Source organism: Pseudomonas sp. B2021 (genome assembly GCF_018135665.1).
GTDB classification, from domain to species: domain Bacteria; phylum Pseudomonadota; class Gammaproteobacteria; order Pseudomonadales; family Pseudomonadaceae; genus Aquipseudomonas; species Aquipseudomonas lactis.
On record NZ_SMOF01000001.1, the window covers coordinates 2798011 to 2823519 of the forward strand.

21 protein-coding genes are annotated in these 25509 nt (G+C 60.8%); 5 read left to right on the forward strand and 16 right to left on the reverse strand.

Features of this window, described 5'->3' with window-relative positions; all coding sequences use genetic code 11:
- Positions 1-174: 174 nt before the first annotated feature.
- Entirely contained in the window at positions 175-468 is a 294-nt protein-coding gene (locus tag E1K68_RS12450) for a hypothetical protein (protein WP_057709830.1), read from the reverse strand.
- Positions 469-754: 286 nt separating this feature from the next.
- Positions 755-2170 (reverse strand): cytosine permease, encoded by a 1416-nt coding sequence (locus E1K68_RS12455; RefSeq protein ID WP_057709831.1) that lies wholly within the window; start codon positions 2168-2170, stop codon positions 755-757.
- A 250-nt stretch (positions 2171-2420) separates the two neighbouring features.
- Here E1K68_RS12455 and E1K68_RS12460 point away from each other — a divergent pair, with 250 nt between their 5' ends.
- Entirely contained in the window at positions 2421-3332 is a 912-nt protein-coding gene (locus tag E1K68_RS12460; RefSeq protein WP_034135386.1) for a LysR substrate-binding domain-containing protein, read from the forward strand.
- Between the two features lie 51 nt (positions 3333-3383).
- Here E1K68_RS12460 and argE read toward each other — a convergent pair whose 3' ends face one another.
- The 4 genes from argE to E1K68_RS12480 are packed head-to-tail and all read right to left on the reverse strand — an operon-like array spanning position 3384 to position 6980.
- A complete protein-coding gene (gene argE / locus E1K68_RS12465) occupies positions 3384-4529 on the reverse strand; it encodes an acetylornithine deacetylase (protein ID WP_212614161.1) in 1146 nt (381 codons plus the stop codon).
- Positions 4526-5203: a DUF1028 domain-containing protein gene (locus E1K68_RS12470; protein ID WP_212614162.1), complete on the reverse strand. Its 678-nt coding sequence runs from the start codon at positions 5201-5203 to the stop codon at positions 4526-4528. The genes argE and E1K68_RS12470 overlap by 4 nt, the downstream gene beginning before the upstream one ends.
- An 11-nt stretch (positions 5204-5214) precedes the next feature.
- Entirely contained in the window at positions 5215-5625 is a 411-nt protein-coding gene (locus E1K68_RS12475) for a RidA family protein (protein WP_034135389.1), read from the reverse strand.
- Positions 5626-5648: 23 nt separating this feature from the next.
- Complete coding sequence (locus E1K68_RS12480) at positions 5649-6980, reverse strand: NAD(P)/FAD-dependent oxidoreductase (protein WP_192001855.1); 1332 nt, start codon at positions 6978-6980, stop codon at positions 5649-5651.
- A 265-nt stretch (positions 6981-7245) separates the two neighbouring features.
- Here E1K68_RS12480 and E1K68_RS12485 point away from each other — a divergent pair, with 265 nt between their 5' ends.
- Positions 7246-7833: a LysE family translocator gene (locus tag E1K68_RS12485; RefSeq protein ID WP_003190682.1), complete on the forward strand. Its 588-nt coding sequence runs from the start codon at positions 7246-7248 to the stop codon at positions 7831-7833.
- Here the strand turns inward: E1K68_RS12485 and E1K68_RS12490 are convergent.
- The 9 genes from E1K68_RS12490 to gloB form a co-directional block, all read right to left on the reverse strand.
- The gene (locus E1K68_RS12490; protein WP_212614163.1) at positions 7775-8650 is read right to left on the reverse strand and encodes an AraC family transcriptional regulator; all 876 of its coding nucleotides are present in this window, start codon (positions 8648-8650) and stop codon (positions 7775-7777) included. The genes E1K68_RS12485 and E1K68_RS12490 overlap by 59 nt on opposite strands.
- A gap of 66 nt (positions 8651-8716) precedes the next feature.
- Complete coding sequence (locus E1K68_RS12495; protein ID WP_212614164.1) at positions 8717-12193, reverse strand: hypothetical protein; 3477 nt, start codon at positions 12191-12193, stop codon at positions 8717-8719.
- Between the two features lie 124 nt (positions 12194-12317).
- Complete coding sequence (locus tag E1K68_RS12500; protein ID WP_212614165.1) at positions 12318-13919, reverse strand: ABC transporter ATP-binding protein; 1602 nt, start codon at positions 13917-13919, stop codon at positions 12318-12320.
- 1 nt (position 13920) lies between these two features.
- Positions 13921-14940, reverse strand: coding sequence for an ABC transporter permease (locus E1K68_RS12505; RefSeq protein WP_003190688.1), 1020 nt, complete (start codon positions 14938-14940; stop codon positions 13921-13923).
- Position 14941: 1 nt separating this feature from the next.
- Positions 14942-16015, reverse strand: coding sequence for a microcin C ABC transporter permease YejB (locus tag E1K68_RS12510; RefSeq protein ID WP_034135393.1), 1074 nt, complete (start codon positions 16013-16015; stop codon positions 14942-14944).
- Positions 16016-17854 carry an extracellular solute-binding protein gene (locus E1K68_RS12515; protein ID WP_003190690.1) on the reverse strand — a complete coding sequence of 613 codons (1839 nt, stop codon included), beginning with the start codon at positions 17852-17854 and terminating at the stop codon, positions 16016-16018.
- Positions 17851-19680, reverse strand: a complete 1830-nt coding sequence (locus E1K68_RS12520; protein WP_003190691.1) for an extracellular solute-binding protein — start codon at positions 19678-19680, stop codon at positions 17851-17853. Before E1K68_RS12520 ends, E1K68_RS12515 begins: the two co-directional genes overlap by 4 nt.
- A gap of 221 nt (positions 19681-19901) precedes the next feature.
- Entirely contained in the window at positions 19902-21302 is a 1401-nt protein-coding gene (locus E1K68_RS12525) for a transglycosylase SLT domain-containing protein (RefSeq protein WP_003190692.1), read from the reverse strand.
- Positions 21303-21400: 98 nt separating this feature from the next.
- Complete coding sequence (gloB, locus tag E1K68_RS12530; RefSeq protein WP_003190693.1) at positions 21401-22168, reverse strand: hydroxyacylglutathione hydrolase; 768 nt, start codon at positions 22166-22168, stop codon at positions 21401-21403.
- Positions 22169-22233: 65 nt separating this feature from the next.
- On the opposite strand from gloB, the gene E1K68_RS12535 reads away from it, so the two are divergent.
- Together E1K68_RS12535 and rnhA are read left to right on the forward strand one after the other, a co-directional pair.
- Complete coding sequence (locus tag E1K68_RS12535; protein WP_003190694.1) at positions 22234-22992, forward strand: methyltransferase domain-containing protein; 759 nt, start codon at positions 22234-22236, stop codon at positions 22990-22992.
- 31 nt (positions 22993-23023) lie between these two features.
- The gene (rnhA, locus tag E1K68_RS12540; RefSeq protein ID WP_003173571.1) at positions 23024-23476 is read left to right on the forward strand and encodes a ribonuclease HI; all 453 of its coding nucleotides are present in this window, start codon (positions 23024-23026) and stop codon (positions 23474-23476) included.
- A 1-nt stretch (position 23477) separates the two neighbouring features.
- On the opposite strand, the gene E1K68_RS12545 is transcribed toward rnhA, so the two are convergent.
- Entirely contained in the window at positions 23478-24428 is a 951-nt protein-coding gene (locus E1K68_RS12545; RefSeq protein WP_057709841.1) for a glycerophosphodiester phosphodiesterase family protein, read from the reverse strand.
- Between the two features lie 112 nt (positions 24429-24540).
- Between E1K68_RS12545 and E1K68_RS12550 the strand changes: the two genes are divergently transcribed.
- Entirely contained in the window at positions 24541-25455 is a 915-nt protein-coding gene (locus E1K68_RS12550; protein WP_212614166.1) for an AraC family transcriptional regulator, read from the forward strand.
- Positions 25456-25509: the final 54 nt, after the last annotated feature.

Consider the following 25509-nt stretch of genomic DNA (forward strand, 5'->3'; position numbering starts at 1 on the left):
GGGGCGCCTGAGATCAAAAGCAGATCAAGATCAAGAGCGGCTCGCTTCGCATCGTGGTTACCGCCTTTTGTAGGAGCGAGCAAGCTCGCTCCTACAAAAGGCAATGCGGGTAGGGTTGAGCTTCGCAAAAACCAGAAAACCCGCCGAGGCGGGTTTCTCACAACTTACAGCCCATCAAGCCACAGCAGGCGAATCAAGGCCGCGCTTTTCAATCACCGTAAACACATCCGCCACATCCTGGACCATGATCCGGGCGGTATTGGCGACGGTGTTGATATCGTGCTCGGCATAGTCCGATACGTTGGAGCAGGCCATCAAGTGCAGGTAGGCGAGTGCGGCGTTGAGGCGTTCGCTGGCGCAGGCGTGCAACTCGTTGAGCGGTGCGTCGCTGTCGATCAGCAGTACCGGATAGTCGGTTGCGGTTTGGGACATGGGGGTGAAGCGGCGGGGCGGGTGTTGATCAGTCATAGTAGTGGTCCTTAAAAAAGAAAAAACACCACCGTTTTGCTGCGAAACAAATGGGTGGCAGCTGTGCGCGGGTTCGCAGACCGGGGGACCACTACCAGCACCCGGCAGACCAGAAGGTCTCCCACGCACAACCGCCATAAAACGAGAGGCAGCTGAAAATCTGCTGCGTCATGTTTGACGGTACTAGTAGTGATTTTGTAGGGCTGCGAAACCCCATCGCCGACCAATGCCAGCGACGGAGCGAACTATAAAGTGACCACCGCACAGGCGCAACCGACAGGATGTATCAAACCCCACCCACCAACTTCCCACTGTCCATCCGGCGCTTATACGCACTGTCCCGGCTCGCCAGCCAGAAGTACAGCGGCGATGTCACCGCCAGCCCCACCACCCACGATAAGTCCGCGCCGTTGATGTGCTGCGAAATCGGCCCCACATACAGCGGCGTGTTCATGAACGGAATCTGCACCGCAATCCCCACCGCATACGCCAGCAACGCCTGTGGGTTGTACTTGCCGTAGATGCCGCCATCCACGCGGAAGATCGAGGCGATGTCGTACTTGCCTTTATGGATCGCATAGAAGTCGATGAGGTTGATCGCCGTCCAGGGCACCAGCACCACGAGCAGCACCAGCACCATGTCGACGAAGTGACCGATGAAGTCTTGGGAGGCAAACACCGCCGCAATCGAGCAGGCGGCCAGCACGATGATGGAGATCACTGCACGGCTTTTCGCAGTGGGGATCCAGCTGTAGGCGAAGGTCTGTACCAGGGTGATGATCGACAGCACCGCGCCGTACAGGTTGAGGGCGTTATGGCTGATCACGCTGAGCAAAAACAGCACCAGCATCAACGGGCCGATGGCGCCGGTGGCCAGTTTGACCGCGTCCATGGTGTCCATGCCCACCGGCGTAGCGAGCACCGCCACCGCGCCGAAGATGAAGGCCAGGCTCGACCCCAGCGCCGAGCCCAGGTAGGTAGTCCAGAAGGTGGCGGCCACCGGCACGTCGGCGGGCAGGTAGCGAGAGTAGTCCGACACGTAGGGCGCAAATGCGATTTGCCACAGCGCAGCCAGGGAAACGGTGGCCAGCCAACCGGAGATGTTGAAGCTGCCACGGGTTAGAAAATCGGTGGTCTGCACATGGGTGAAGATGTAGCCAAAGCCCAGCACAATGCCGGCGCCCAGCACCCAGGTGCCGATGCGGTTGAGTACGTGGATGAAGCGGTAGCCGATGATGCCGATAATCCCGGAACCGATGGCGCCGATAACGATGCCCACCGGCACAGGCACGGCGTCCACCACGCCATGCAGGGATTTACCGGCCAGCACGATGTTGGAGGCGAAGAAACCGATATACATCACCCCGGCAATCACCACCACCAGCAACGCGCCGAGGGAGCCGAACTGCGCGCGGCTCTGGATCATCTGCGGAATGCCCATCTGCGGGCCCTGGGCCGAGTGCAATGCCATCAACACACCGCCGACCAAATGGCCGACAAGGATGGCGACAATGCCCCACACCAGGTTGAGTTGGAACAGTTGTACACCCAGGGCGCCAGTGACGATCGGCAACGGCGCGATGTTGCCGCCGAACCACAGGGTGAACAGATCTCTTACCTTTCCATGGCGATCTTGCGGGGGCACGTATCCAATCGTGTGTTTTTCGATGAGCGGGGCGCTGGATGTTGCAGTGGTAACCATGACGAGCTCCAAGGCAAGGTGAGTACGTGGGCGTACTTCGCTGTGCGGCGCATGGGCGCCGCTTTGTTGTTGGAGTGATCATCTGCAATGGGCGCAGGCAGGTAAATTAGTAAGTTTGTTGCTATAGACCTTAAAAAAAGTATCTCGTGAGATTTTTTGCTCCGGTATGTTGCATGCACGTCAATGGCTTGAAAAACCGGTGTTTCTGCGCACTTGTTTGGGGCAAAACACCACGTTTAGGGAGGTGCCGATGGCAGTCTATAACCTGCGTCAGCTCAGATATTTTGTGACCACGGCCGAATGCGGCAGCGTTGCCGAGGCGTCGCGCAAGCTGTATATCGCCCAGCCGTCGGTGTCCACGGCGATCAAGCAACTGGAAGATAGCTTTGGCGTGCAGCTGTTTATCCGCCATCACGCCCAGGGCGTTTCCCTCACGCCCAGCGGCGCGCGCTTTTATCGCAAGGCGTTGGAGTTGTTGCGGGTGGCCCATGAGTTCGAGCAGAACGCCCTGGCCGATAACGATGTGGTGGCCGGGCAGATCGACATTGGCTGTTTTGAAACTGTGGCACCGTTGTACCTGCCACGCTTGATCGCCGGCTTCAAGGCGCGCTGGCCGGGTGTGGAGATCCGCATCCGCGATGGCGAGCAGCAGGAACTGGTGCAGGCACTGACGGCGGGCAGTATCGACGTGGCGATGCTGTTTGAGCACGACCTGGGCGGTACCATCGAGACCACGCCGCTGATGCCGCCCCAACAGCCCTATGCGCTGCTGCCCGCCGATCACCGCTTTGCCCAGCAGGCCAAGGTGTCCCTGGCCGACCTGGTGCTGGAGCCGATGATTTTGCTGGACGTGTTGCCCAGCCGTACCTACTTCGTGAGCATCTTCGAAGAGCGCGGGCTGACGCCGAATATCGTGTTCAGCTCGCCCTCCATCGAAATGGTGCGGGGCATGGTGGGGCGTGGGTTCGGGTTCTCGATCCTGGTGACCAAACCGTTCAGTGAGTACACCTATGATGGGCAGAAAGTGGTGTGTATTCCCTTGGCGGAAACGGTCACGGGGTCGGGGTTGTCGGCCGTCTGGCTACGCCGCGCACCTTTGACCAAACCGGTGCAGTTGTTTGTCGACTACTGCCGCGAAGAGCTTGCACGTTTGCTCGGCTGAATAGGGTAGGAGCGAGCAAGCTCGCTCCTACAGAGGGTGATGACCGAGTCTTCAGGTTCTGATAAAACCTAACAACCGCTGCAACATGGCATCGCAGCCATCAAGCTGCTCCAGGCTCACAAACTCATCGGGCTTATGCCCTTGGTCCATGCTGCCTGGCCCGCACACCACGGTGGGAATTCCCGCCGCATCGAACAGCCCGCCCTCGGTACCAAACGCCACGGTGCCGAAGTCCCGCGAGCCGCAAAACGCCGCAATCAACTGCGCCGCCTGGCTGCGCTCATCCGTGACCAGCCCTGGGTAGGCTGACAACTCGGTGAACCGAATCGAACTCTGTGTGCTGACCGCCTGCATGCGCGGCAACACCCGCTGCAGCGCGTAGGCCTGCAACTCTTCAGCCACTTCGCCCGGGTCCATGGAGGGCAGGGCGCGCACTTCAAAGTCAAAGCGGCAGTCGGCCGGCACGATATTCAAAGCCTTGCCGCCGTTGATCATGCCGGTCTGTACCGTGCTGAACGGCGGGTCAAAACGTGGGTCCTGCCGTGCGCGTAACCGCTGGCCAATGCGCCCCAGTTCACCGATCAATTCGGCGGCGTGTTCTATCGCATTCACACCCGAGGGCGCATAGGCCGAGTGGCACGCCTGGCCCTGCACATCGCAGCGCATCGCCAACTTGCCCTTGTGGCCCAGCACCGGTTTGAGTTCGGTCGGCTCGCCAATGATGCACAGCATCGGCTTGACCGGACGTTGTTCCAGAACCGCGAGCAGCGAGCGCACGCCCAGGCAGCCGACTTCTTCATCGTAGGACAGGGCGATATGCACCGGCAGGCGCAACGGCGCTTTGACCAACGCCGGCACCAACGCCAGCACGCAGGCGATATACCCCTTCATGTCGGCGGTGCCGCGTCCGAACAGCTTGCCATCACGCTCGGTCAGTGTGAACGGCGGCAGGGTCCACGGTTGCCCGTCCACCGGCACCACGTCGGTATGCCCCGACAGTACGATACCTGGCAGTTCCACCGGGCCGATGCTGGCAAACAGGTTAGCCTTGCTGCGTTGCGCGTTGTAGACCAGCTCGCTGGCCACGCCAAACCCGGCCAGGTAATCGCGCACATACTCGATCAATTGCAGGTTGGACTCGCGGCTGGTGGTGTCGAAGCCCACCAGGGTTTCCAGCAGTTCGCGGCTGCGGCTCATCGGTCGTCTCCGGCCACGCCGTAGCCGGGGGAGCGGTCGGGGGCGAGGGCGCGATCGATATAGTCCTGCACCTGTGGGCGGTAGGCGTCCCAGAGTTTTTGCAATTCGCCAATCGGCGCATCGTCGGCCCAATCCACGCGCAAGTTGATGATCGGCCACGTCAACTCGCCCACCACCACCAGCGCGGCGGAGTGCACCGGGCCGGCTTCGCCACCGGCGGCGATGGCGGCGTGCATGGCCGCCAGCAGGCGGTCTGCGAGCTGGCCTTCGCCCTGTTCGAAGGCCGTGACCATCGCGGTGATCACTTCAGGGGCGGCGAGCATATTGCCCGCCGCCACGCATTGCTCGCCCGACACCGCGTGATGGGTACCCAGGGTCTGGCTGCCGCTGAAATGCACGCTGCGGCCCAGATGGTCAATTGCCGTCAGTTGCCGGTACTGGCTGTAGCCGTTGCGGGTGAGCGCTTTGTCGACGGCGGCGGCGGGGGCCAGGCCCTGTTCCAGCCCGTCGAGGACGTCCGGGCCGAGAGCCGGCAAGGTGATGTTCTGGGTCGACACTGCGCCCACGCCGGGCCGCAGCCACGGGCAGCGGGCGCCCACGGCGATGCTCGATGAGCTGATGGCAACGCCCAGTTGGCCGGTCTCTGCACAACGGCCGACGATGGAAAAGGTCATGGCTAGCCTCCTTACTCTGGAATAACCGCGATCACATCAATTTCCATCAGCCACTGCGGCTGGCCCAGGGCCGAAACCACCAGCCCGGTGGAAATCGGGAACACGCCCTTGAGCCACTTGCCGACTTCCTGGTACACCGGCTCGCGGTAGCGTGGGTCGATCAAATAGGTGGTGGTCTTGACGATATGGCTGAGGTCGCTGCCGGCTTCTTCCAGCAGTTGCTTGACGTTCTTCATCGCCTGCTCGGCCTGGGCCCGTGGGTCGCCGAGGCCGACCAGGTTGCCGTCGAAATCAGTGCCCACCTGGCCGCGTACGTACACGGTGTTGCCGGCGCGCACGGCCTGGCATAGGTCGTTGTCCAGGCTCTGGTTGGGATAGGTTGCTTTGGTGTTGAACATGCGAATGCGAGTGTGGGTAGGCATCAAAAAACTCCAGGGAAAAGTGATCAGGCGCTGACAGGGGACTGGCGGGCAACCGGGGCGGCTTCGCGGTACTCAAGGTACTGACGCTGGATGGCGATATGGTCGGCCACGTATTTGGCGTCGTGCCACACGCCCCAGATAAACGACGAGCCACGCCGCGATTGCCACGGCAAACCGAGGAAGTAGATGCCCGCTTCGCTGGAGACACCGCGCTGGTGTTGCGGCTTGCCGGCGGCGTCGAAGGCGTCTACCTGCAACCAGCTGTAGTCCACGGCAAATCCGGTGGCCCAGATGATCGAGGTGATGCCGGCTTGCGCCAGGTCCAGCTCCAGGATCGGCTGCTTGATGCATTCAGCGTCAGGGAACACGCGACGTGCCTCGGGCTCCAGGGGCAGGTCGAGGCCGTTGCGCTCGATATAGGCGTCGGCCGCGTCCAGCAGGGTCAGGTAGTTCTCATCACCGCGCGCCAGGTTTTCCACCAGGTTGGGTTGGAACGTTGCCACCGTGCCGTTGAAAGCGTGGGTCAGGCCGACCAGGGTCATGCCTTGCTGGGCCAGCTCGCGAAAGTCGATGGTCTTGCCGCCGTGAGCGCCGCTCACGGCAATGGTGACGTGCTCGCGGCCGGGTTTCATCGCCGCCTGGTCCCACTCGCCCAATACGCCCAGCCACCAGCAGAAATCGCGGTTGCGATAGGCGCGAGGCGGGCGGTCATGGGCGCCAACCGACAGGTACACCTGGCGGCCGGAGCGCTGCAATTCGTCCGCAATTTGCACCCCGGACGAGCCAGCGCCCACCACCAATACAGCGCCCGCGGGCAGTTGCCCAGGGTTGCGATAGTCGGCGGAGTGGATCTGGTGCAGCACGGTGTTTTTGGGCGCTATGCCAGGAATCACCGGCTTCTGAAATGGCCCGGTGGCGGCCACCACGCGGTTGGCTTCGATCACGCCTTCGCTGGTGTGCACGGTAAAGCCGGGGCGGCCGATGTTGCGGACCACTGAGGTGACGTCCACGCCGGTGCGGATCGGCGCATTGAATTTACGGGCATAGGCTTCGAAGTAATCAGCGACGCGCTCTTTGGGCGCGAAGCCATCGGCGGGGACGTCATCGAATTCCAGGCCGGGGAAGCGGTCATGCCAGGCTGGGCCGTTGGCGACCAGCGAGTCCCAACGCCCGGTGCGCCAGCGCTCGGCGATGCGGCTGCGCTCCAACACCAGGTGCGGCACGCCTTGCTTGCTCAAATGCTCGCTCATGGCCACGCCAGCTTGACCTGCGCCAACCACCAGCGTGTCTATTTTTGTTATTGCTACAGTCATGTCTCTATCCTTGCGTAATGCAGTTGGATTCAGCTTGGGCATGACGTCAAGTTAGGGGGCAGGGAGTTATTAATAAAATATTATTAAGTTGGGAAGTGAGCATAAATATCGGATGCAGAAGAGAAGAAGGCCAGCCAACTGTGGAGCTGGCTTGCCTGCGATGGCGGCCTCAAAGCCGACACCTATCTACCTGATATCCACGATCCTCGCTCGTTCTGAAAGACTAAGGGGCATTTTCTTCAATACCTCTCGTCTTTGTGCGCGTTACCGTGATCTCAACATCGTTGGCATCACACAAGGAATTGTAATGAGCTTGATTCTCTCCATGGCCGCTTTTGCCCTGGCCACGTCCATCACTCCCGGGCCTGTCAATGTGGTCGCGTTAAGTGCCGGCGCGCGTTTCGGTTTTGTCGCCAGCCAGAAACATGTGTTGGGCGCTGCCGTAGGTTTCACCTTGTTGTTGGTACTGATCGGCTTGGGGCTGCATGAAGTGCTGGTGCGCTGGCCGATCCTGATCCAATTGATCCGCTGGGGCGGGGTCGCGTTCTTGTTGTATATGGCGTGGAAGCTGGCGGTGGACGATGGCCGCCTGGACGCTGACGGTGCCCACACCGCGCCGTCGATGCTGTATGGCGCGATCATGCAGTGGCTCAACCCGAAAGCCTGGCTGGCGTGTGTGGCAGGCATGGGGTTGTTTGTGGCTGACGGCGATGCGGCGCAGGTGTGGTTGTTTGCCGCGCTTTACCTGGTGATCTGCTACCTCTCGGTGGCGTGCTGGGCGTATGCGGGGACGTTTTTGCGCCGCTATTTGAACAACCCGAAGGGTGTGCGCCTGTTCAACCGCTCAATGGCCGCGTTGCTGGCGGCCAGTGTGGGTTATTTGCTGATGGCTTGAGGTTCTCGCGGTACTGCCCCGGCGTGGCCGCAAAATGTTGTTTGAAGGTGCGCTGGAAGTGCGCCTGGTCGGCAAAGCCCGCGGCCAGGGCGACGTCGGCAATCAGCGCGCCATTGCGCAGTTGGCTGCGGGCGAACTGGATGCGCCGGTTGACCATGAAAGCGTGGGGCGTCAAGCCATAATACCGCTTGAACGCGCGGATCAGGTAAGACGGCGACAGGTCGGCGGCCTCGCAGATGTCTTCGAGTTTCAAGGCCTGTGTGCAGTAGGCACGAATGTAGTCGGCGGCGCGCTCCAGCTTATGGTTGACCTCGCGTACCGGCGTCAGCGAAGGGTTCAGGCGCTGTTGCACGTCGGTGAAGTAACTCACCAGCGTGCTCTGCTTTTGCAGCAGTTCGGCCTGATCATCCACTAGCGTGCGGTACAGTTCGAGCAAACCGTGGTACAGCCCGGTGTCGCGGGTATGGGGCGTGTCGAATGGCCGGTAGCCCTGGTCGGTACTGAACCCCAGTTGGTATTGCAGGTCGGTCAGCCAGGGCGTGTCGAGGTACAGCATGTAATAGGACCAGGGCTGGTCATGGATGGGATTGCAGGCATGCACATCTCCGGGGTTCATCAGCACCACGGTGCCGGCGCTGATTTCGAAGGTGCGAGCGCCGTAGTGGTAATAGCTGCAGCCGGTGGTGATCGCACCGATGGAAAAGTGCTCGTGGGCATGCCGGGTATACGTGACCTTGCGCCCGTCGGCAATGGTGCGCGCCTCGATGAACGGCAGGCGTTCGTCGCGCCAGAAAAACGGTGCTGTAACGGCGGTCATGGACGGGCGCTCCCGGAAGGTAATCGAATGAGCAGGCCAGCAGCGTTATATAAAAAACGCGATTGTTCAAGCCTCCTGAGGTTCGAGCGCCAGGTCGCGCAGATAGTCGGCCCAGGGGTCACTGCCGTTGGCAGCTGCCTGCAGGCTAATCGGCAACTTGGCTTGCTGGCTCAAAGCCAAGCTGTCGTGCAACAAGTGCTGTTCGACAATAATCTTCGTCAGGGCGTAGCTGCGTGGTGAGTCCAAGGTGCGGGGGACGCGTCGGCCCAGGCTGTCTGGCGCGGGAATGCTGTCTGCGCTGGGCAGCTTATGGTCGAGCATGTTGAGCACCAGGCTGGTATCAACAGCCGTCAGAGCGACCTTGGCCGGCGGCGTTCCGTGTGCATATGCCTGCCAGTCGAAGCGCATCCAGGCTTGGTGAGTGGCAGTGTCGACGGCTCGCATGACCTGGGTGTAGTTCAGCTCGCGTCTTGGGCGAATCAGCATCTGCCTGGGGAAGCATTCATAGAAGTACCGCTCAGTGAAATATGCGACATACACCAGCACAGCCAATCGACCCACCTCGGTAGAGTCGCGCGGCCCCCGTCGACTCACGCTGAAAAACTGCACATTGCCGTATTCCATGGCTTCACGCCGCGGTAAGGTCAGGTGCGACAGCCAATAACGAATGGATTCCCCGTAAGCGGCCTTCAACTGCTGCAGCTTCTTGTCAAAGGCGGTGGAAAATACGCTGTTGATCTGCCCCAGCAGATGAAAGCGCTTGGCCATTTCCCGGTATTTGATCGCCGGGTTCGAGGAGTGCCAGCGATTTGAGGCGGCGTCCAGGCTGCCAGCCATGTGCAAGTCGACGAACGAATACTTGGGGCCGGTATGTACATCCTCGAAACGACCCTCTTCTGAAAACGGCGAGTTTTCCGGCAGCCACATCAACAGGGGTGTTTCGAGCAGGGGGTTGCCGGGGTAGACCTTGCGCAGATCCTGCAGGGCGGTCTGGCGCAAAGTGACGATGGGCTGGGCAAATGTTCGCAGGGTTGACGCCAGGCGTGCACGTTGAAAATTGAGCGCTTGGCGTGCGGTGTTCAACGCCAGGGAACCGGTACGTGCCTGGGTGCCCAGTACGCCATTGGCCTCGGCCCAGTCCAGGACGGGGCCGGCTGCTTCGTGACTCTCCAGGAAGTTTTTCCACGTCCCCTCGGGGGGTAGGTAGGCCAGGCTCATGATCTGCTGATAGCTCAACTGACGAGACGACCCTTGCACGACCTTTTCCATGTAGCTTACGTACTGGCGGAACAGCACCCAGGCCTGGGAGCTCTGGCAAGGGGTGGATTCGGGAATGTCGCGAACCAGCAAGTGTGGGCTTTTTCCGCAGAGCAGCAGGTGGGTGGCCAAGGCTGCGACCGGTGCGTTGAGCCCGTGCAGGCTGGCTTCGATCTGGTGGCGGGTGAAAGATGCGGATTCGCCCCAGTGGTAATCATCCTGCCAGTCGATGGAGTTGATACGGGTGGGATGCACGTGCGGCTCGGGATCAAGGCTCAAAATCAACGCGGCCAGGATCAGTGCGTTGCGACTGCCGCTCTCGGTGCTTTCACCGGCATGCCCGCCGTGCCAGTGCAGGGCGTTTGACAGGCGTTCACCCAGTTGTTGCGCCAAGGAGGACGCCAGCACGCGCATCAGGAGAAAGTCTGCTTCTGCGTGCACGTCGGCGACGGACTTGCCGGCCAGGTCGACCCCGCCAAGCACTTCAAACAGCAGACCGTCCTTGTCCGTCATGAATGCGTCGCTGATGGTCAAGACTTGTTGGCGTTCCGACGTCGACAGCTGCCACGCCGTCGCCTGCCAGCCGGTCGACGGTTTGAGAGCACGCCACCAGGCACGATCGCTGACTGACAGGGGCTGGATGACTTCCAGGCGCTGTAACGTGACGAGCGCTTCTTCCAATGTGCGGGGCAAACTGAAGTGGTAAAGCTTCAACGCCTGGGCGAGGGTCACCGTGTTGTCGGTGCGCAGATAGCCGCCGGTCTTGGCTGCCAAATCCTGAAGTTGGCGTAACAGCGTCGCCAGCCTGGGTTGTTCCAGTACGGCATCGGTCAGTGATACCCATTTGCCGTCCAGGTCGCAGGCGCTAAGGCTGCCGGTGGCGCTCAGTATCATGTGGCTGGAGGGATCGATGCGCTTGCTAACGCGCAGGGCCAGGAAGGCTGAGTCGTCGGTCAGGACAGTTAATTGCCCGTAGGCTTTTTTCACGGTGGCCTCGAGGGCGTCCGGATCGGCGCTGATCAACCTGTCAAGGCCGTCGGGACTTAGCATCGCGCCATCGTCGATGGCCTTCGCCAGTGCAGTGTGCAACGTATGACGGTCGTTCAACACGCCGACATAGTGTTGATAACGGTACAGCTCGGCAAAGGAGCGCCTGGCGTTGAGTACCACCGGTACTGCCGGTTTGGGCACTTGGCGCAAGCGCCCGACAAGGGCGTTGATGGCCGAGACGCTCCAGGGGCGCTCGATGGCGTAGGCCTGCAATGCCGCAGCCACGCTGAGGCTATGATTGAGATAAAGATCCAGCCCCAACTGTTTGCTCAACGACACCAGCGTGTCCCAGCGGGCATCGTGATTGGCCGGGTCAAGGAAGCTCCACTCTTGCTCATTGTCAATGTGGGGCACCGCCAGTTGCTGGAGCTGGAAGTTGAAGTAAACGCCGGTTGTTGCTTGCGTGTTCGTGCCCAGATCGTTTTCATCCATGATCGCCTGCAGCAGGCTCGCTGCTTGTTTCAAGGTCCTGGCCAGTCGCGAATCGGACGTCAGTTGCAGGCGCGTGCGATAAATGTCCAGAGGCGAATAGGCCTCGCTGTCCAGGGTAATCAGAGCCAGAGCATCGGCCAGTTGCTGGCTGTCCTGGGACTGCTCGGTCAACTCAGCGTAGATCATTGACTTGCTGCGCCCATTATCGTCAAAGCCTGGAAAACGGCCCAGGGTCCTGAGTTCTTCGACAATTGTCTGGGCCTGTAGGTGATTGGCGGGCATCGGCAAGCCATGGAAGGCCAGTACCAGGTTCAACGGCCAGGTCAGGGTGATCGCCTGCGGCTGCGGGTCGATCAGCGGCAAACCCAGCCCCATCGGGTCGATTAGTTGGCTGATAAAAATAATCGGGTTGGCGTGGGCCCACCAGCCGGACGCGTCGGCCATCTTGAAGGTTTTGGGTTGGTTGCCCACGGTGGCGCTCAGGGTGCTGTTCTGGACCCGCAGGCTCTTGGGGGTAATGCCCTGAGCGTCGGCCCAGGCCCTGAACCCCTTGGCGTTGATGGATTTGCCGAAGGCTGCGCTCCATTGACCCAGCAATGACCCGGGGGCAATCGGTATGGGGTGTATGGGGGCTGCCAGGGCCTGGCTCGCGGGGGCGCAAAGCAGGCTGGTCAGTTGCTCGATCAGATTGCGGTCACCCTCCGTAAGCAAGGCCTGGCGCTCACTTACAAAGGTGCTCGTAGGTTTGAGCGTGACCGGCAGGGCGGTATCCCAGGTCAGGGCGAGGGCGTGAAAGTCTTCCATGAGTACGGTTCCGGTTTTGAGGGTAAAGCCGGATGTTGACAGTGGCGGTCGGCACCTTCGTAGCAGGGGTTTCCTGCAAGGCCGTGGCTTGTATCAGCCAGCACCGCGAGGGGCTGGCCTTTTGTCAGGCAGGTACGAGAAAGGCTGCCTGGAGCAACTGCCGGGTATACGCGTGCTGCGGGTCAGCAAAAATAGCCTGGGCATCGCCTTGCTCCACCACCTGGCCTTGCTTGACCACCATCAATTGGTGACTCAGCGCCTTGACCACCGCCAGGTCATGGCTGATAAACAAGTAGGTCAGGTTGTACTTGGCCTGCAAGCCGCGCAGCAACTCAACCACTTGGCGTTGTACCGTGCGGTCCAGGGCCGAGGTGGGTTCGTCCAGCAGGATCAGGCGTGGCTTGAGCACCAGCGCTCGGGCGATGGCGATGCGTTGGCGCTGGCCGCCGGAGAATTCATGGGGGTAGCGATGCCGGGATTCGGGGTCCAGGCCCACTTCCTTGAGCGCCGCGATAATCGCCGCTTCCTGTTCGGCGGGCGTGCCCATCTTGTGGATGCGCAAGCCCTCGCCGACGATTTCGCTGACGCACATGCGCGGGCTCAAACTGCCGAACGGGTCCTGGAACACCACCTGCATTTCCCGGCGCAACGGCCGCACCTGTTGCTGGGTAAGCCTGTCCATTTGCTGGCCTTCAAAGCGAATCCCACCCTTGCTGCCGATCAGGCGCAAAATTGCCAGGCCCAGGGTGGATTTGCCCGAGCCACTTTCACCCACGATGCCCAGGGTTTGCCCCTGGGGCAGGCTGAAATTGATGCCGTCCACGGCCTTGACGTAATCCACGGTGTTGCGCAAAAAGCCTTTCTTGATCGGAAACCAGACTTTCAGGTCGTCCACCTCCAGCAGCGGTGGGCCGACCTCATTATTGGCCGGACCGCCACTGGGCTCCGCCGCGAGCAGTTCCTGGGTGTAGGGATGCTGGGGCGACTGGAACAGCGTCTCGCAATCGGCCTGCTCCACGATGCAACCTTGCTGCATCACGCAAACGCGGTGGGCGATACGCCGTACCAGGTTGAGGTCGTGGCTGATCAGCAACAGCGCCATGCCCAGCCGCGCCTGCAACTCCTTGAGCAATTCCAGAATCTTCAACTGCACGGTGACGTCGAGGGCGGTGGTCGGCTCGTCGGCGATCAACAGCTCAGGCTCGTTGGCCAATGCCATGGCGATCATCACCCGCTGGCGCTGGCCGCCGGACAGCTCGTGGGGCAACGCCTTGAGGCGTTTGTGGGGCTCGGGGATGCCCACCAGTTCCAGCAACTCCAACGTGCGCTGGGTGGCGACCTTGCCGGTCAGGCCCTTGTGCAGCCCGAGCACTTCGTTGATCTGTTTTTCGATGGAGTGCAGCGGGTTCAACGAGGTCATCGGCTCCTGGAAGATCATCGCAATACGATTGCCGCGTATATGCCGTAGGGTCTTCTCTTTGAGCGTCAGCAGGTCTTGCCCTGAATATTCGATGGTGCCAGACGGATGCCTTGCCAGAGGGTAGGGCAGCAGGCGCAGAATCGAATGGGCGGTGACCGATTTACCCGAACCGCTTTCGCCCACCAGCGCCAGGGTTTCGCCGCGCTTGATGTCGAAGCTCACGTGGTTGACCACCCGGTGATGATGCTCGCCGGTGACGAACTCGACACTGAGGTCGCGGATTTCGATCAGATTGTCCGGATTCATCTCATTTCCTCGGGTCGAACGCATCGCGAGCGGACTCGCCGATAAACACCAGCAGGCTCAACATGATCGCCAGCACCGCGAAAGCGCTCATGCCCAGCCACGGCGCTTGCAGGTTGGACTTGCCCTGGGCCACCAGCTCACCCAGCGACGGCGAACCTGCCGGCAGCCCGAAGCCGAGAAAATCCAGGGCGGTGAGGGTGCCAATGGCGCCGGTGAGGATGAAGGGCAGGAAGGTCATGGTCGAAACCATCGCATTGGGCAGGATGTGACGGAACATGATCGCGCCGTTCTGCATGCCCAACGCCCGCGCCGCGCGCACGTACTCCAGGTTGCGCCCGCGCAGGAACTCGGCGCGCACCACATCCACCAGGCTCATCCAGGAAAACAGCAGCATGATCCCCAGCAACCACCAGAAGTTGGGTTGCACGAAGCTGGCCAGGATGATCAGCAGGTAGAGCACCGGCAAGCCGGACCAGATTTCCAGGAAACGTTGCCCGGCCAGGTCGACCCAACCGCCATAAAAGCCCTGCAAGGCGCCGGCAATCACGCCGATGATCGAGCTGAGTATGGTCAGGGTCAGGGCAAAGAGCACCGACACGCGAAAGCCGTAGATCACCCGCGCGAGCACATCGCGCCCCTGGTCATCGGTGCCCAGCAGGTTGACCGAGGACGGCGGCGCCGGGGCCGGGACTTTCAGGTCGTAATTGATGCTCTGGTAGCTGAATGGAATCGGCGCCCACAAGGTCCAGGCGTCCTTGGCCTTGAGCAGTTCCTGGATGTAGGGGCTCTTGTAGTTGGCTTCCAACGGGAATTCACCGCCGAAGGTGGTCTCCGGGTAGCGCTTGAGCGCCGGGAAGTACCAACCGCCGTCGAAGTGCACCGCCAGGGGCTTGTCGTTGGCGATCAACTCGGCGCCCAGGCTCAGCACGAACAGCACCAGGAACAGCCACAGCGACCACCAGCCACGCTTGTTGGCCTTGAACCGCTCGAATCGGCGGCGATTGAGGGGGGACAGGTTCATCTCAATGCTCCCGGCTGGCAAAGTCGATACGCGGATCGACCAGGGTGTAGGTGAGGTCGCCGATCAGTTTCACGATCAGCCCCAGCAGGGTGAAGATAAACAGCGTGCCGAACACCACCGGGTAGTCACGGTTGATCGCCGCTTCAAAGCTCATCAGGCCCAGGCCGTCGAGGGAGAAGATCACTTCCACCAGCAACGAGCCGGTAAAGAAGATGCCAATGAAGGCCGAAGGGAAACCGGCGATCACCAGCAGCATGGCGTTGCGGAACACGTGGCCATACAGCACGCGCCTGTTGGTCAGGCCCTTGGCCTTGGCAGTGACCACGTACTGCTTGTTGATCTCGTCGAGAAAACTGTTCTTGGTCAGCAGGGTCATGGTCGCGAAGTTGCCGATCACCAGGGCGGTGACGGGCAGCGCCAGGTGCCAGAAGTAATCGAGGATCTTGCCGCCCCAGCTCAACTCGTCGAAGTTGTTGGACGTGAGCCCGCGCAATGGGAACCAGTCGAAATAACTGCCACCGGCAAACACCACGATCAGCAAAATCGCAAACAGGAACGCCGGTATCGCATAGCCGACGATGATCGCCGAGCTGGTCCACACATCGAAATGGCTGCCGTGGCGCGTGGCCTTGGCGATCCCCAGGGGGATGGACACCAGGTACATGATCAGGGTGCTCCATAACCCCAGGGAAATGGACACCGGCATCTTCTCCTTGATCAGGTCGATGACCTTGGCGTCGCGGAAAAAGCTGTCACCGAAATCCAGCTGGGCGTAGTTCTTGACCATGATCCACAAGCGTTCCGGCGCCGACTTGTCGAAGCCGTACATCTTTTCGATTTCCTTGATCAGCGCCGGGTCCAGGCCCTGGGCGCCACGGTAGCTGGAGCCGGCCACCGCGACTTCGGCTCCGCCGCCGGCAATGCGGCTGGTGGCGCCGTCGAAGCCTTCGAGCTTGGCGATCATTTGCTCCACCGGGCCGCCGGGCGCGGCCTGGATGATGACGAAGTTGATCAGCAAGATCCCGAACAGTGTGGGGATGATCAGCAACAGGCGGCGAGCAATATAGGCCAGCATTCAATTGCCTCCGCTCGCCGCATCGGCGTTCTGTGTGGTGTCGAGGGATACCGCTGGTTTGACGTCGGGTTTAGCCCACCAGGTCGCGGTGCCGACGTCGTAGCGTGGCGAGACCTTGGGGTGGCCCAGGTGGTCCCAGTACGCGACGCGGAAGGTCTTGATGTGCCAGTTGGGAATCACGTAGTAACCAAACTGCAGCACACGATCCAGCGCCCTGGCGTGGGCGATCAGACTTTGGCGCGAACCGGCGTCGATCAACTCCTCCACCAACTGGTCGACGGCGGGGTCCTTGAGGCCCATGTAGTTGCGGCTGCCGGGCTTGTCGGCGCTGGAGGATTTCCAGAACTCGCGCTGCTCGTTACCCGGCGAGGTGGATTGCGGGAAGCTGCCCACCAGCATGTCGAAGTCGCGCGAGCGCAGGCGGTTGACGAACTGTGAGACGTCCACGCGACGAATTACCAGGTCGATGCCCAGGTCTGCCAGGTTGCGCTTGAACGGCAGGAGGATGCGCTCGAACTCGGTCTGGGCCAGCATGAACTCGATGGTCACGGGCTTGCCGGTGCTGTCGACCATTTTGTCGTCAACAATCTTCCAGCCTGCCTCTTGCAGCAGTTGGTAGGCCTCGCGCTGTTGGGTGCGGATCATGCCGCTGCCGTCGGTGTGGGACGGTTCGAAGGCCTGGGTGAAGACTTCGCCAGGGATCTTGTCACGCAGCGGCTCAAGGATCGCCAGTTCATCCGGGCCGGGTAGGCCGGTGGCGGCCATTTCCGAGTTTTCGAAATAGCTGCGGGTGCGGGTGTAGGCACCGTTGAACAACTGCTTGTTGCTCCATTCGAAATCCAGCAACAGGCTGATGGCCTTGCGCACCCGCACGTCTTGGAACATCGGCTTGCGCATGTTGAACACAAAACCCTGCATGCCAGTGGGGTTGCCGTTGGGGATTTCTTCCTTGATCAAGCGGCCTTCTTTCACCGCTGGAATGTTGTAGGCATTGGCCCAGTTCTTGGCGCTGAACTCCAGCCAGTAGTCGAACTGCCCGGCCTTCAAGGCTTCCAGGGAGACGGTGCTGTCGCGGTAGTAATCGGTGATGCGGGTATCGAAGTTGTAGAAGCCCTTATTGACCGGCAGGTCCTTGGCCCAATAATCCTTGACTCGCTCGTAGCGAATCATACGGCCTGGCTTGACCTCGGCCACCTGGTAAGGCCCGCTGCCCAGAGGGATTTCCAGGTTGCCCTTGGAAAAATCCCGGCTCGCCCACCAGTGTTTGGGCAGCACTGGCAACTGCCCCAGGATCAGCGGCAACTCGCGGTTGTTGGTGCGCTTGAACTTGAACAGCACGCGCAACGGGTCTTCGGCCACCACCTCATCGACGTCGGCGTAGTAGTTGCGGTACAGCGGGTTGCCTTCCTTGATCAGGGTCTGGAAGGTGAACACCACGTCTTCAGCGCGGATCGGGTGGCCGTCATGGAAGCGCGCTTCGGGGCGCAGGTAGAAGCGCACCCAGCTGTTGTCCGGGGCTTTTTCGATCTTGCCGGCCACCAGGCCGTATTCGGTGATGGGTTCGTCCAGGCTCTGCATGGCCAGGGTGTCGTAGATCAGCGGCAGGTTATCCGCCGGCACGCCCTTGCTGATGTAGGGGTTGAGGCTGTCGAAGCCGCCCATGGCCGATTCGCGGAAGGTGCCGCCCTTGGGGGCGTCGGGGTTTACGTAGTCAAAATGCTTGAAGTCGGCGGGGTACTTGGGGGGCTCGTTGTAGAGGGTCAGCGCATGTTGTGGCGCGGCTTGGGCCGCGGTGCACAGCAACAGGCTGGCGAGCAGGGTAGTACGCAAGGACATCATTGGGCTTTCTCCGAAGCTTTCAGCCACCACGCGCTCAGGCCCAGGCTATAGGGCGGCGTGGTGACAAAGGCGAACCGGTTGCGGTACGCCAGGCGATGATAGTTGAGGTACCAGTTGGGAATGCTGTAGTGCTGCCACAGCAGCACCCGGTCCAGGGCGCGGCCGGCGGCCAGTTGTTCTTCGCGGGTCTGCGCCGCCAGCAGTTGGTCCAGCAGGTGGTCGACCACCGGGTTGGCGATACCGGCGTAATTCTTGCTGCCCTTGATTGCGGCCTGGCTGGAGTGGAAGTACTGCCACTGCTCAAGACCGGGGCTCAAGGTCTGGTTGAGGGTCATCAGAATCATGTCGAAATCGAATTGATCGAGGCGCTGTTTGTACTGTGCGCGGTCAACGGTGCGCAAGCGGGCGTCGATGCCGATGCGGGTCAGATTTTCGACATAAGGTTGCAGGATGCGCTCAAGGTTCGGGTTGACCAGCAGGATTTCCAGACGCAGCGGTTGCCCGTCCTTATCCAGTAGGCGCTGCCCCGACAGTTTCCAGCCGGCCTCGCCGAGCAGGGCCAGGGCCTGGCGCAGGGTTTCGCGGGGGATGCCGCGGCCGTCGGTGTGCGGCAGGTTGAACGGCTGGGTAAACAGCGCGGCCGGCAGTTGGTCGCGGTAGGGCGAGAGCATCAACCACTCATGGCCCACGGGCAGGCCGGTGGCCGAGAATTCACTGTTGGGGTAATAGCTCACCGAACGCTTATAGGCGCTGCTGAACAGCGTGCGGTTGGTCCATTCAAAATCGAACATCAACCCCAGGGCTTCGCGCACCTTGGCCTGGCTGAACGCCGGTCGCCGGGTATTCATGAACAGGCCCTGGCTTTGAGTGGGGATCTGATGGGCGATCTGCGCCTTGATCACATCGCCGCGGTTGACCGCCGGGAAGGTGTAGCCTGTGGCCCAGTTTTTGGCCTGATGCTCGATATAAATATCGAATTCACCGGCCTTGAAGGCTTCAAAGGCCACGTCACTGTCGCGATAGAACTCCACTTCGACCTTGTCGTAGTTATAGAAACCCTGGTTGACCGGCAGGTCTTTGCCCCAGTAATCCTTGACCCGTTCAAACACCAGTTGCCGCCCAGGCGCAACCTTGGTGATGCGATAAGGCCCACTGCCCAGGGGCGGCTCGAAGGTGGTGGCCTTGAAGTCACGGTTTTTCCAATAGTGCTGGGGCAGCACCGGCAACTCGCCCAGGCGCAGGATCAGCAAGGGGTTGCCGGCGCGCTTGAACACAAAGCGGATACGGTGAGGGTTGAGAATGTCGACCCGGGCCACTTCCTGCAGGTTGGTGCGGTACTGCGGGTGGCCTTCGGTCAGCAGGGTGCGATAGGAGAACGCTACGTCATCGGCGGTGATCGGCTTGCCGTCGTGAAAGCGCGCTTCGGGGCGCAGGTTGAATACCACCCAACTGCGGTCTTCGCTGTATTCCACCGACTGGGCGATCAGGCCATAACTGGAGGTGGGTTCATCTCCGGACGGCGCGTATTGCCCGGTGCCCACCATCAAGGGCTCATTGAGCTCGTTGACGCCGTACTGCAGGAAATTGGCGGTGGAAACCGGGCTTGAGCCCTTGAAGGTATAGGGGTTGAGCGTATCGAAGGTGCCAAATGCCATTACCCGCAATGTGCCGCCTTTTGGCGCTGCAGGGTTTACCCAATCGTAATGGGTGAATTTGGCCGGGTACTTGAGTGTGCCGAACTGCGCATAACCGTGGCTCTCGGTGATCGTCGCGTTCGCCGCAAAGCTCAAGGCCAGGCTTATTAGTAAAAGGAGGGGACGCTTCAAGTCAGAGATCCGATCCGGGCGGCTTGGGCTTTATGATCGGTACAGTAACAGCTTGTTCCGGTTGGAAAAAGGCTGTCGGGAAGGCCATGTTGCGGACTGCGAGCTATTGGGCGGTATGAAGGTCAAATGTGGGAGCTGGCTTGCCTGCGATAGCATCGACTCGGTGCCTGGGACATACACCGAGGTGTCTGCATCGCAGGCAAACCAGCTCCTACATTGATTTATCTTGGCCCGGAAACCACCAGCATCTGGCCTGGCTTCAGTGCCTGGCCGGTGCGCGGGTTCCAACGCTTGAGATGTTGCATCTCGACGTTGAAGCGCTTGGCCACCATGTACAGCGAGTCACCTTTCTTGACCTTGTACTGCACCGGTTTTTTCGCCGCAACTTTGCGCGTGTCCTGCATCACCAGGGTCTGGCCGACCTTGAGAGCCTGGCCGTTGAGCTTGTTCCAGCGCTGCAGGTCATGCACATCGACCTTGTTGGCCTTGGCGATCAGTGTGAGGTTGTCGCCACTGCGTACCTTGTAGCTGCGGGTGCGCCCTGCAACGGCCTTGGTCTCGACTTCGTCGAACACCGGCTTTTTCGGGCGCATGCTCAGCAATTCTTCCGGCTTCATCGTCGAAAGGGTGCTGGTCAGCAGTTGGGCCTTGGAGGTCGGTACCAGCAGATGCTGGGGGCCGTCCAGGGTGGTGCGTTGTTTCAACGCCGGGTTGAGCTGGAACAGTTCGTCTTCGTCGATCTCGGCCAGCGCGGCAACCCGTGACAGGTCCATGCTTTGCTTGACTTCAACCACTTCGAAGTACGGCGTGTTGGCAATCGGGTTCAGGTTGACGCCGTAGGCTTCGGGCGCCAGTACCACCTGGGACAAGGCCAGGAACTTGGGCACATAGTCCTTGGTTTCCTGAGGCAGGGGCAGGTTCCAGTAGTCGGTGGGCAGGCCGAGCTTCTCGTTGCGCTCGATTGCCCGGCTGACCGTGCCTTCGCCGGCGTTATAGGCCGCCAGGGCCAGCAGCCAGTCGCCGTTGAACATGTCATGCAGACGCGTCAGATAGTCCAGGGCGGCGGTGGTGGAGGCGGTGATGTCGCGGCGGCCGTCGTAGGCGCGGGTCTGGCGCAGGTTGAAGTAGCGCCCGGTGGAGGGAATGAACTGCCACAAGCCGACCGCATCGCTGCGCGAATAGGCCATTGGGTTGTAGGCACTTTCAATCACTGGCAGGAGCGCCAGCTCCAGGGGCATGTTGCGTTCTTCAAGGCGTTCGACGATGTAATGAATGTAGAGGCTGCCGCGTTCGCCGGCATTCTCCAGAAAGGAGGGGTTGCTGGCGAACCACAGGCGCTGTTGCTCGATGCGCGGGTTGACGCCGACACCGTCCTGCAATTGAAAGCCCCGACGCATGCGTTCCCAGACATCCTGGGGCACTTCGGGGCTGGGCTTCTCTGATAGCCAAATAGGTTTTTGCTTGATCTTGGCAGCAAGATTCGGTTTGGGTTGCACGGTGGATTGTGCAGCGTAATGGGTCGATTGGCAGCCCGCCAGAGTTGCGGAAACGGCCACCGCCACGGCTTGAGCCAGGCGGGTCAATGCGTCTGAAGAAATGGATTTACGAATAGATGACGACATTGGCTGGAAGTAAGTTCCGGGCAAAAATGTCGGGCGATTCTAGAAAGCGCTTTGGTTCCGGTCAACCATTCAGAAATTACGTATCAGATTGCATCTGGTTAGAACTTATCTTTCCAAGCCCTCAAGCTAGCAAACACCTCGGCCCCAGAGCGGTTGTCGCGGCCGTTCCGTTCGTCCGCTTTTTGTTTAACGGATGTTTCAGCGGTGCGCAAAAATGGGTTAGTAAGTTTTTCCAGGGCCAGGTTGGATGGCAGCGTCATCTCGCCACGGGCGCGGAGTTGGGCGACATTTTCCACCCGTTCGGCGATGTCGGCGTTGTGCGGTTCCACGGCTTGTGCAAACTTGAGGTTACTTTGTGTGTACTCGTGGGTGCAGTACACCTGCGTATCGGCGGGCAGGGCGGCCAGGCGTTCCAGGGAGCTGTACATCTGTTCGGGCGTTCCCTCGAAGAGGCGACCGCAGCCGGCAGCAAACAAGGTATCGCCACACAGCAACACGCCTTGGTGGTAAAAGGCGATGTGGCCGAGGGTATGGCCTGGCACGGCGTACACGTCGAAGTCCCAGCCCAGCACGTTGATGTGGTCGTTGTCGTGCAAGGCCACATCCCGCGCCGGGATCTTTTCGTTGGCCGGGCCGTAGACCTTGGCGCCGGTGGCAGTTTTCAGTTGCTCGACACCGCCTACATGATCATGGTGATGGTGGGTGACCAGGATGTCGCTGAGGGTCCACGCCGCATTCTGCTTGAGCCAGGCCAGCACGGGCGCGGCATCGCCGGGGTCGACCACCGCGCAGCGTTGGGTGGTGGGGTCCTGTAACAACCAGATGTAGTTGTCGGTGAAGGCGGGTAGGGCACTGATCTGTATCATTCTTCGATTCGCCAAGCTGAACACATTGGTGCATCTTAGAACGTCTAGGCGAGTTGGAGAATGCAATGACTGATAAAGCGTTCGCCCAGGCCGATCCTGAGTGGCTGGCCCTGATCAGCGCGGCCCGCGAATGGTTGTCCGGGCCGATTGGGCAGTTTTTGCTGGAAGAAGAGCGGCGCATGCTCGAAGACGAGCTGGGCCGGTTCTTTGGTGGCTACCTGGTGCACTACGGCCCGTCAGCCGACACGCCGCCCTCGGCGCCGCAGGTGCAACGCAATGTGCGCCTGGGCGCGCCGTTGCCGGGGGTGGAAATCGTCTGCGAGGAACAGGCCTGGCCCTTGAGCGAACACGCCGCCGATGTGGTGGTGTTGCAGCATGGCCTGGATTTCTGCCTGTCACCCCACGGTTTGCTGCGCGAAGCGGCCAGCAGCGTTCGCCCTGGTGGCCATTTGCTGATTGTCGGCATCAACCCCTGGAGCAGTTGGGGCCTGCGCCGTGTGTTCGCCCATGACGGACTGCGCCAGGCGCGTTGCATCGCGCCATCACGGGTGGGTGACTGGCTCAACCTGCTGGGCTTTGCGCTGGAGAAACGCCGCTTCGGGTGCTATCGTCCGCCGCTTGCGACTGCCAAGTGGCAGGGCCGCCTGGCCGGTTGGGAACGCCGCGCAGGGGCCTGGCAGCTGTCGGGTGGCGGCTTCTATTTATTGGTTGCACGCAAGATCGTGGTCGGGCTGCGACCGGTGCAACAAGTACGCCGCGAGCCGATCGGCAAGCTCGTGCCGATGCCGTTGGCCAAGGTCAACCGCGAACAACGCGAACCGTAAAACCTCTTTTTGATTTCAGGCCGAATAACCGATGACCGATAGCGTAGAACTCTTCACCGATGGCGCCTGCAAAGGCAACCCGGGCCCAGGCGGCTGGGGCGCCTTGCTGGTGTGCAAGGGCGTGGAGAAGGAACTGTGGGGCGGCGAAGCCAATACCACCAATAACCGCATGGAACTGATGGGCGCCATTCGCGGCCTCGAAGAACTCAAGCGGCGCTGCAACGTACTGCTGGTGACCGACTCGCAATATGTGATGAAGGGCATCAACGAGTGGATGGTCAACTGGAAAAAACGCGGCTGGAAGACGGCGGCCAAGGAGCCGGTCAAGAACGCCGACCTGTGGCAATTGCTCGATGAGCAGTGCAACCGTCACGACATCACCTGGAAATGGGTACGCGGCCACATTGGCCACCCTGGCAACGAGCGCGCCGACCAATTGGCCAACCGTGGCGTGGATGAAGTGCGCGGCTACAAGCAGAGCTGAATCAGCGACACCGCAGCGGCCGTTCGAGCCGCTGCTTCACTGCCGCCATCTTGCGTGGCGAGTCCACCAGCACCGCATCGAGCTTCAGGCAGGCAGCAGCGCGATAATCGTCATCGTTGTTGACCCCAATCGCCAGAATATTCGACTCGCCGTTGGCGCGGAAACAGTCGACAGCCTGGGGCGTCCACAGCTTGGCATTCACCGCTGAACGGGCCTCGCCGAGGGTGAAGGTTTCCACCACATCCACTGTGCGCTGGTACTCGAATGCTACCCAACCGCCGGGTTGCGGAGGCGGTTTGCAACTGTTTGCCAGGGCGACATTGGCCAGGCGTTCACGGGTCTGGTCGCGGGATTCGAACAAGCGGGCCTTGGGATATTGGGCAAATGCTTGCTGGTAGCTGACGTCGGTGGAGTAGATCCACACGCGGTCCCAGGCGTGGTGCTGCTCCAATACGCGGGCGACAGCCGCGGCCTGGGGCGCAGCCGGCAGTGCTTTCATGTCGAGGATGATCGGGGTGTTGGCTGGAATCGCCGCCAATGCCTGCTGCAATGAGGGCAACGCTACGGCCTGGGTGCGATAAGGAAAGGTCACGCGGCCATCCGCTGCAGCTTGCTTGAACTGCCAGCCAGCGTTGAGTTGTTGCAACTGCGCCCAGGTTTTCTCTGCGACCGCGCCGCTACCCTGGGTATTGGCACTCAAGTCGGCGGGTCGGTACAACACGGGCACGTCGTCACGGCTCAGTTGCACGGTCAGCCACAGCATGTCGACGTTATGGTGCAAGGCGTTCTGAATCGCCAGTAGCGTGTTCTCCGGAAAGTCCGCCGTGCCACCTCGATGGGCTACGATCAGCGGCAGCTGGGGGCCTGCGATGTCGGGAGCTTGCGCAGTGGAACAGCCACCGAGCAGGAGGCTGGCCAATAGCAGCGCTGGCGTGTATCGAGCTTCAATCATTGAGGGGCACCTTTGGCAGCGGTGTCCGGCATACTGCCGGGCAGGCCTGATGGGTAAACGAAAGGCACCATTATTTAATTAATACCGGGTTGAATGCTAACGGGAGTGCGGGATGTCCTCTTTACCTCATGCCGATGTCCAGGCATTTCTTGACGAAGCAGTAGAGAGCGAGCCGCAAGGGCTGACGTACACGCCGCCACGCATTTCACAGATGATCCGTCGTACGTTGCCGCCTTGGGGTGCGATTGAGTGCGTGCAGGTGGCGCATCGCCCACATCGCTTTGAAATGCGCCGTGCGCAGCATCAGTTTGCGCTGTATCGGCAGGGTTCGGTCAGCGATGGCGAGGTCAGCATCGACGGCTTGCGCATGGCTGGGCCGAGGGCTCTGGACCAGTTCGTCGATTTTATTCCGGCCGGTGCCTTATTCGAAGGGTGGACGGGTGAGCGTGCCAGGGTCGGCTATGCCCTGGTGTCGATTGATGAGGATCAATTGGCGGCAGTCTGCCCGACCTATCGTGTACAAACGGATCTCAAGCCGCTGATCAGTTGCCATGATGCTTTTTTGCGGGGATTGCTGGAGCGCTTGGATCAGGTCGTGCGTAGCGGCAAAACCGATGCCCTGTACCTGGAAACCCTGGTGATGCTGTTGATGCAGGAAGTGCGTTCGCTGCAACAACTGCCGGAGGTTGTGCCGGTGAATACCGGTGAGTTCGGGCCTGTGCAGCGCCAGCGTTTGATCGACTATATCGAGGCATCCCTGGCCAACGAAGTCCGCCTGGCTGACTTGTCGAACATCGTCAACCTCAGCCCTTATCATTTCTCTCGGGTCTTCCGGCGTTCGTTCGGTATGTCACCGTACCAGTACCTTTTGCTGTGTCGCGTCAATCGGGCCAAGCACTTGATTACCACCACTGACCGCAGCCTGTTGGACATTGCCCTGGACACCGGGTTTGCCGGCGCCAGCCAGTTTTCCCGTGCGTTCCGGCGCATCGTGGGGCAGGCCGCTAGCCAGTTGCGCCGCCCCTAGGCGTCGTACATTGCGCAATATGTGTCAACACAACAGCAGGCAAGGTAAAGCGTC

Excerpts from the sequence above, each read along its gene's own strand:
- E1K68_RS12485 (WP_003190682.1), top strand. The coding sequence starts at position 7,246 with ATGAGCTTGATTCTCTCCATGGCCGCTTTTGCCCTGGCCACGTCCATC.
- E1K68_RS12460 (WP_034135386.1), top strand. The coding sequence starts at position 2,421 with ATGGCAGTCTATAACCTGCGTCAGCTCAGATATTTTGTGACCACGGCC.
- E1K68_RS12475 (WP_034135389.1), bottom strand. The coding sequence starts at position 5,625 with ATGCCTACCCACACTCGCATTCGCATGTTCAACACCAAAGCAACCTAT.
- E1K68_RS12470 (WP_212614162.1), bottom strand. The coding sequence starts at position 5,203 with ATGACCTTTTCCATCGTCGGCCGTTGTGCAGAGACCGGCCAACTGGGC.
- E1K68_RS12535 (WP_003190694.1), top strand. The coding sequence starts at position 22,234 with ATGACTGATAAAGCGTTCGCCCAGGCCGATCCTGAGTGGCTGGCCCTG.
- E1K68_RS12450 (WP_057709830.1), bottom strand. The coding sequence starts at position 468 with ATGACTGATCAACACCCGCCCCGCCGCTTCACCCCCATGTCCCAAACC.
- E1K68_RS12455 (WP_057709831.1), bottom strand. The coding sequence starts at position 2,170 with ATGGTTACCACTGCAACATCCAGCGCCCCGCTCATCGAAAAACACACG.
- E1K68_RS12550 (WP_212614166.1), top strand. The coding sequence starts at position 24,541 with ATGTCCTCTTTACCTCATGCCGATGTCCAGGCATTTCTTGACGAAGCA.
- argE (WP_212614161.1), bottom strand. The coding sequence starts at position 4,529 with ATGAGCCGCAGCCGCGAACTGCTGGAAACCCTGGTGGGCTTCGACACC.
- E1K68_RS12545 (WP_057709841.1), bottom strand. The coding sequence starts at position 24,428 with ATGATTGAAGCTCGATACACGCCAGCGCTGCTATTGGCCAGCCTCCTG.
- E1K68_RS12515 (WP_003190690.1), bottom strand. The coding sequence starts at position 17,854 with ATGATGTCCTTGCGTACTACCCTGCTCGCCAGCCTGTTGCTGTGCACC.
- E1K68_RS12510 (WP_034135393.1), bottom strand. The coding sequence starts at position 16,015 with ATGCTGGCCTATATTGCTCGCCGCCTGTTGCTGATCATCCCCACACTG.
- rnhA (WP_003173571.1), top strand. The coding sequence starts at position 23,024 with ATGACCGATAGCGTAGAACTCTTCACCGATGGCGCCTGCAAAGGCAAC.
- E1K68_RS12490 (WP_212614163.1), bottom strand. The coding sequence starts at position 8,650 with ATGACCGCCGTTACAGCACCGTTTTTCTGGCGCGACGAACGCCTGCCG.
- E1K68_RS12500 (WP_212614165.1), bottom strand. The coding sequence starts at position 13,919 with ATGAATCCGGACAATCTGATCGAAATCCGCGACCTCAGTGTCGAGTTC.
- E1K68_RS12525 (WP_003190692.1), bottom strand. The coding sequence starts at position 21,302 with ATGTCGTCATCTATTCGTAAATCCATTTCTTCAGACGCATTGACCCGC.
- E1K68_RS12480 (WP_192001855.1), bottom strand. The coding sequence starts at position 6,980 with ATGCCCAAGCTGAATCCAACTGCATTACGCAAGGATAGAGACATGACT.
- E1K68_RS12505 (WP_003190688.1), bottom strand. The coding sequence starts at position 14,940 with ATGAACCTGTCCCCCCTCAATCGCCGCCGATTCGAGCGGTTCAAGGCC.
- E1K68_RS12495 (WP_212614164.1), bottom strand. The coding sequence starts at position 12,193 with ATGGAAGACTTTCACGCCCTCGCCCTGACCTGGGATACCGCCCTGCCG.
- gloB (WP_003190693.1), bottom strand. The coding sequence starts at position 22,168 with ATGATACAGATCAGTGCCCTACCCGCCTTCACCGACAACTACATCTGG.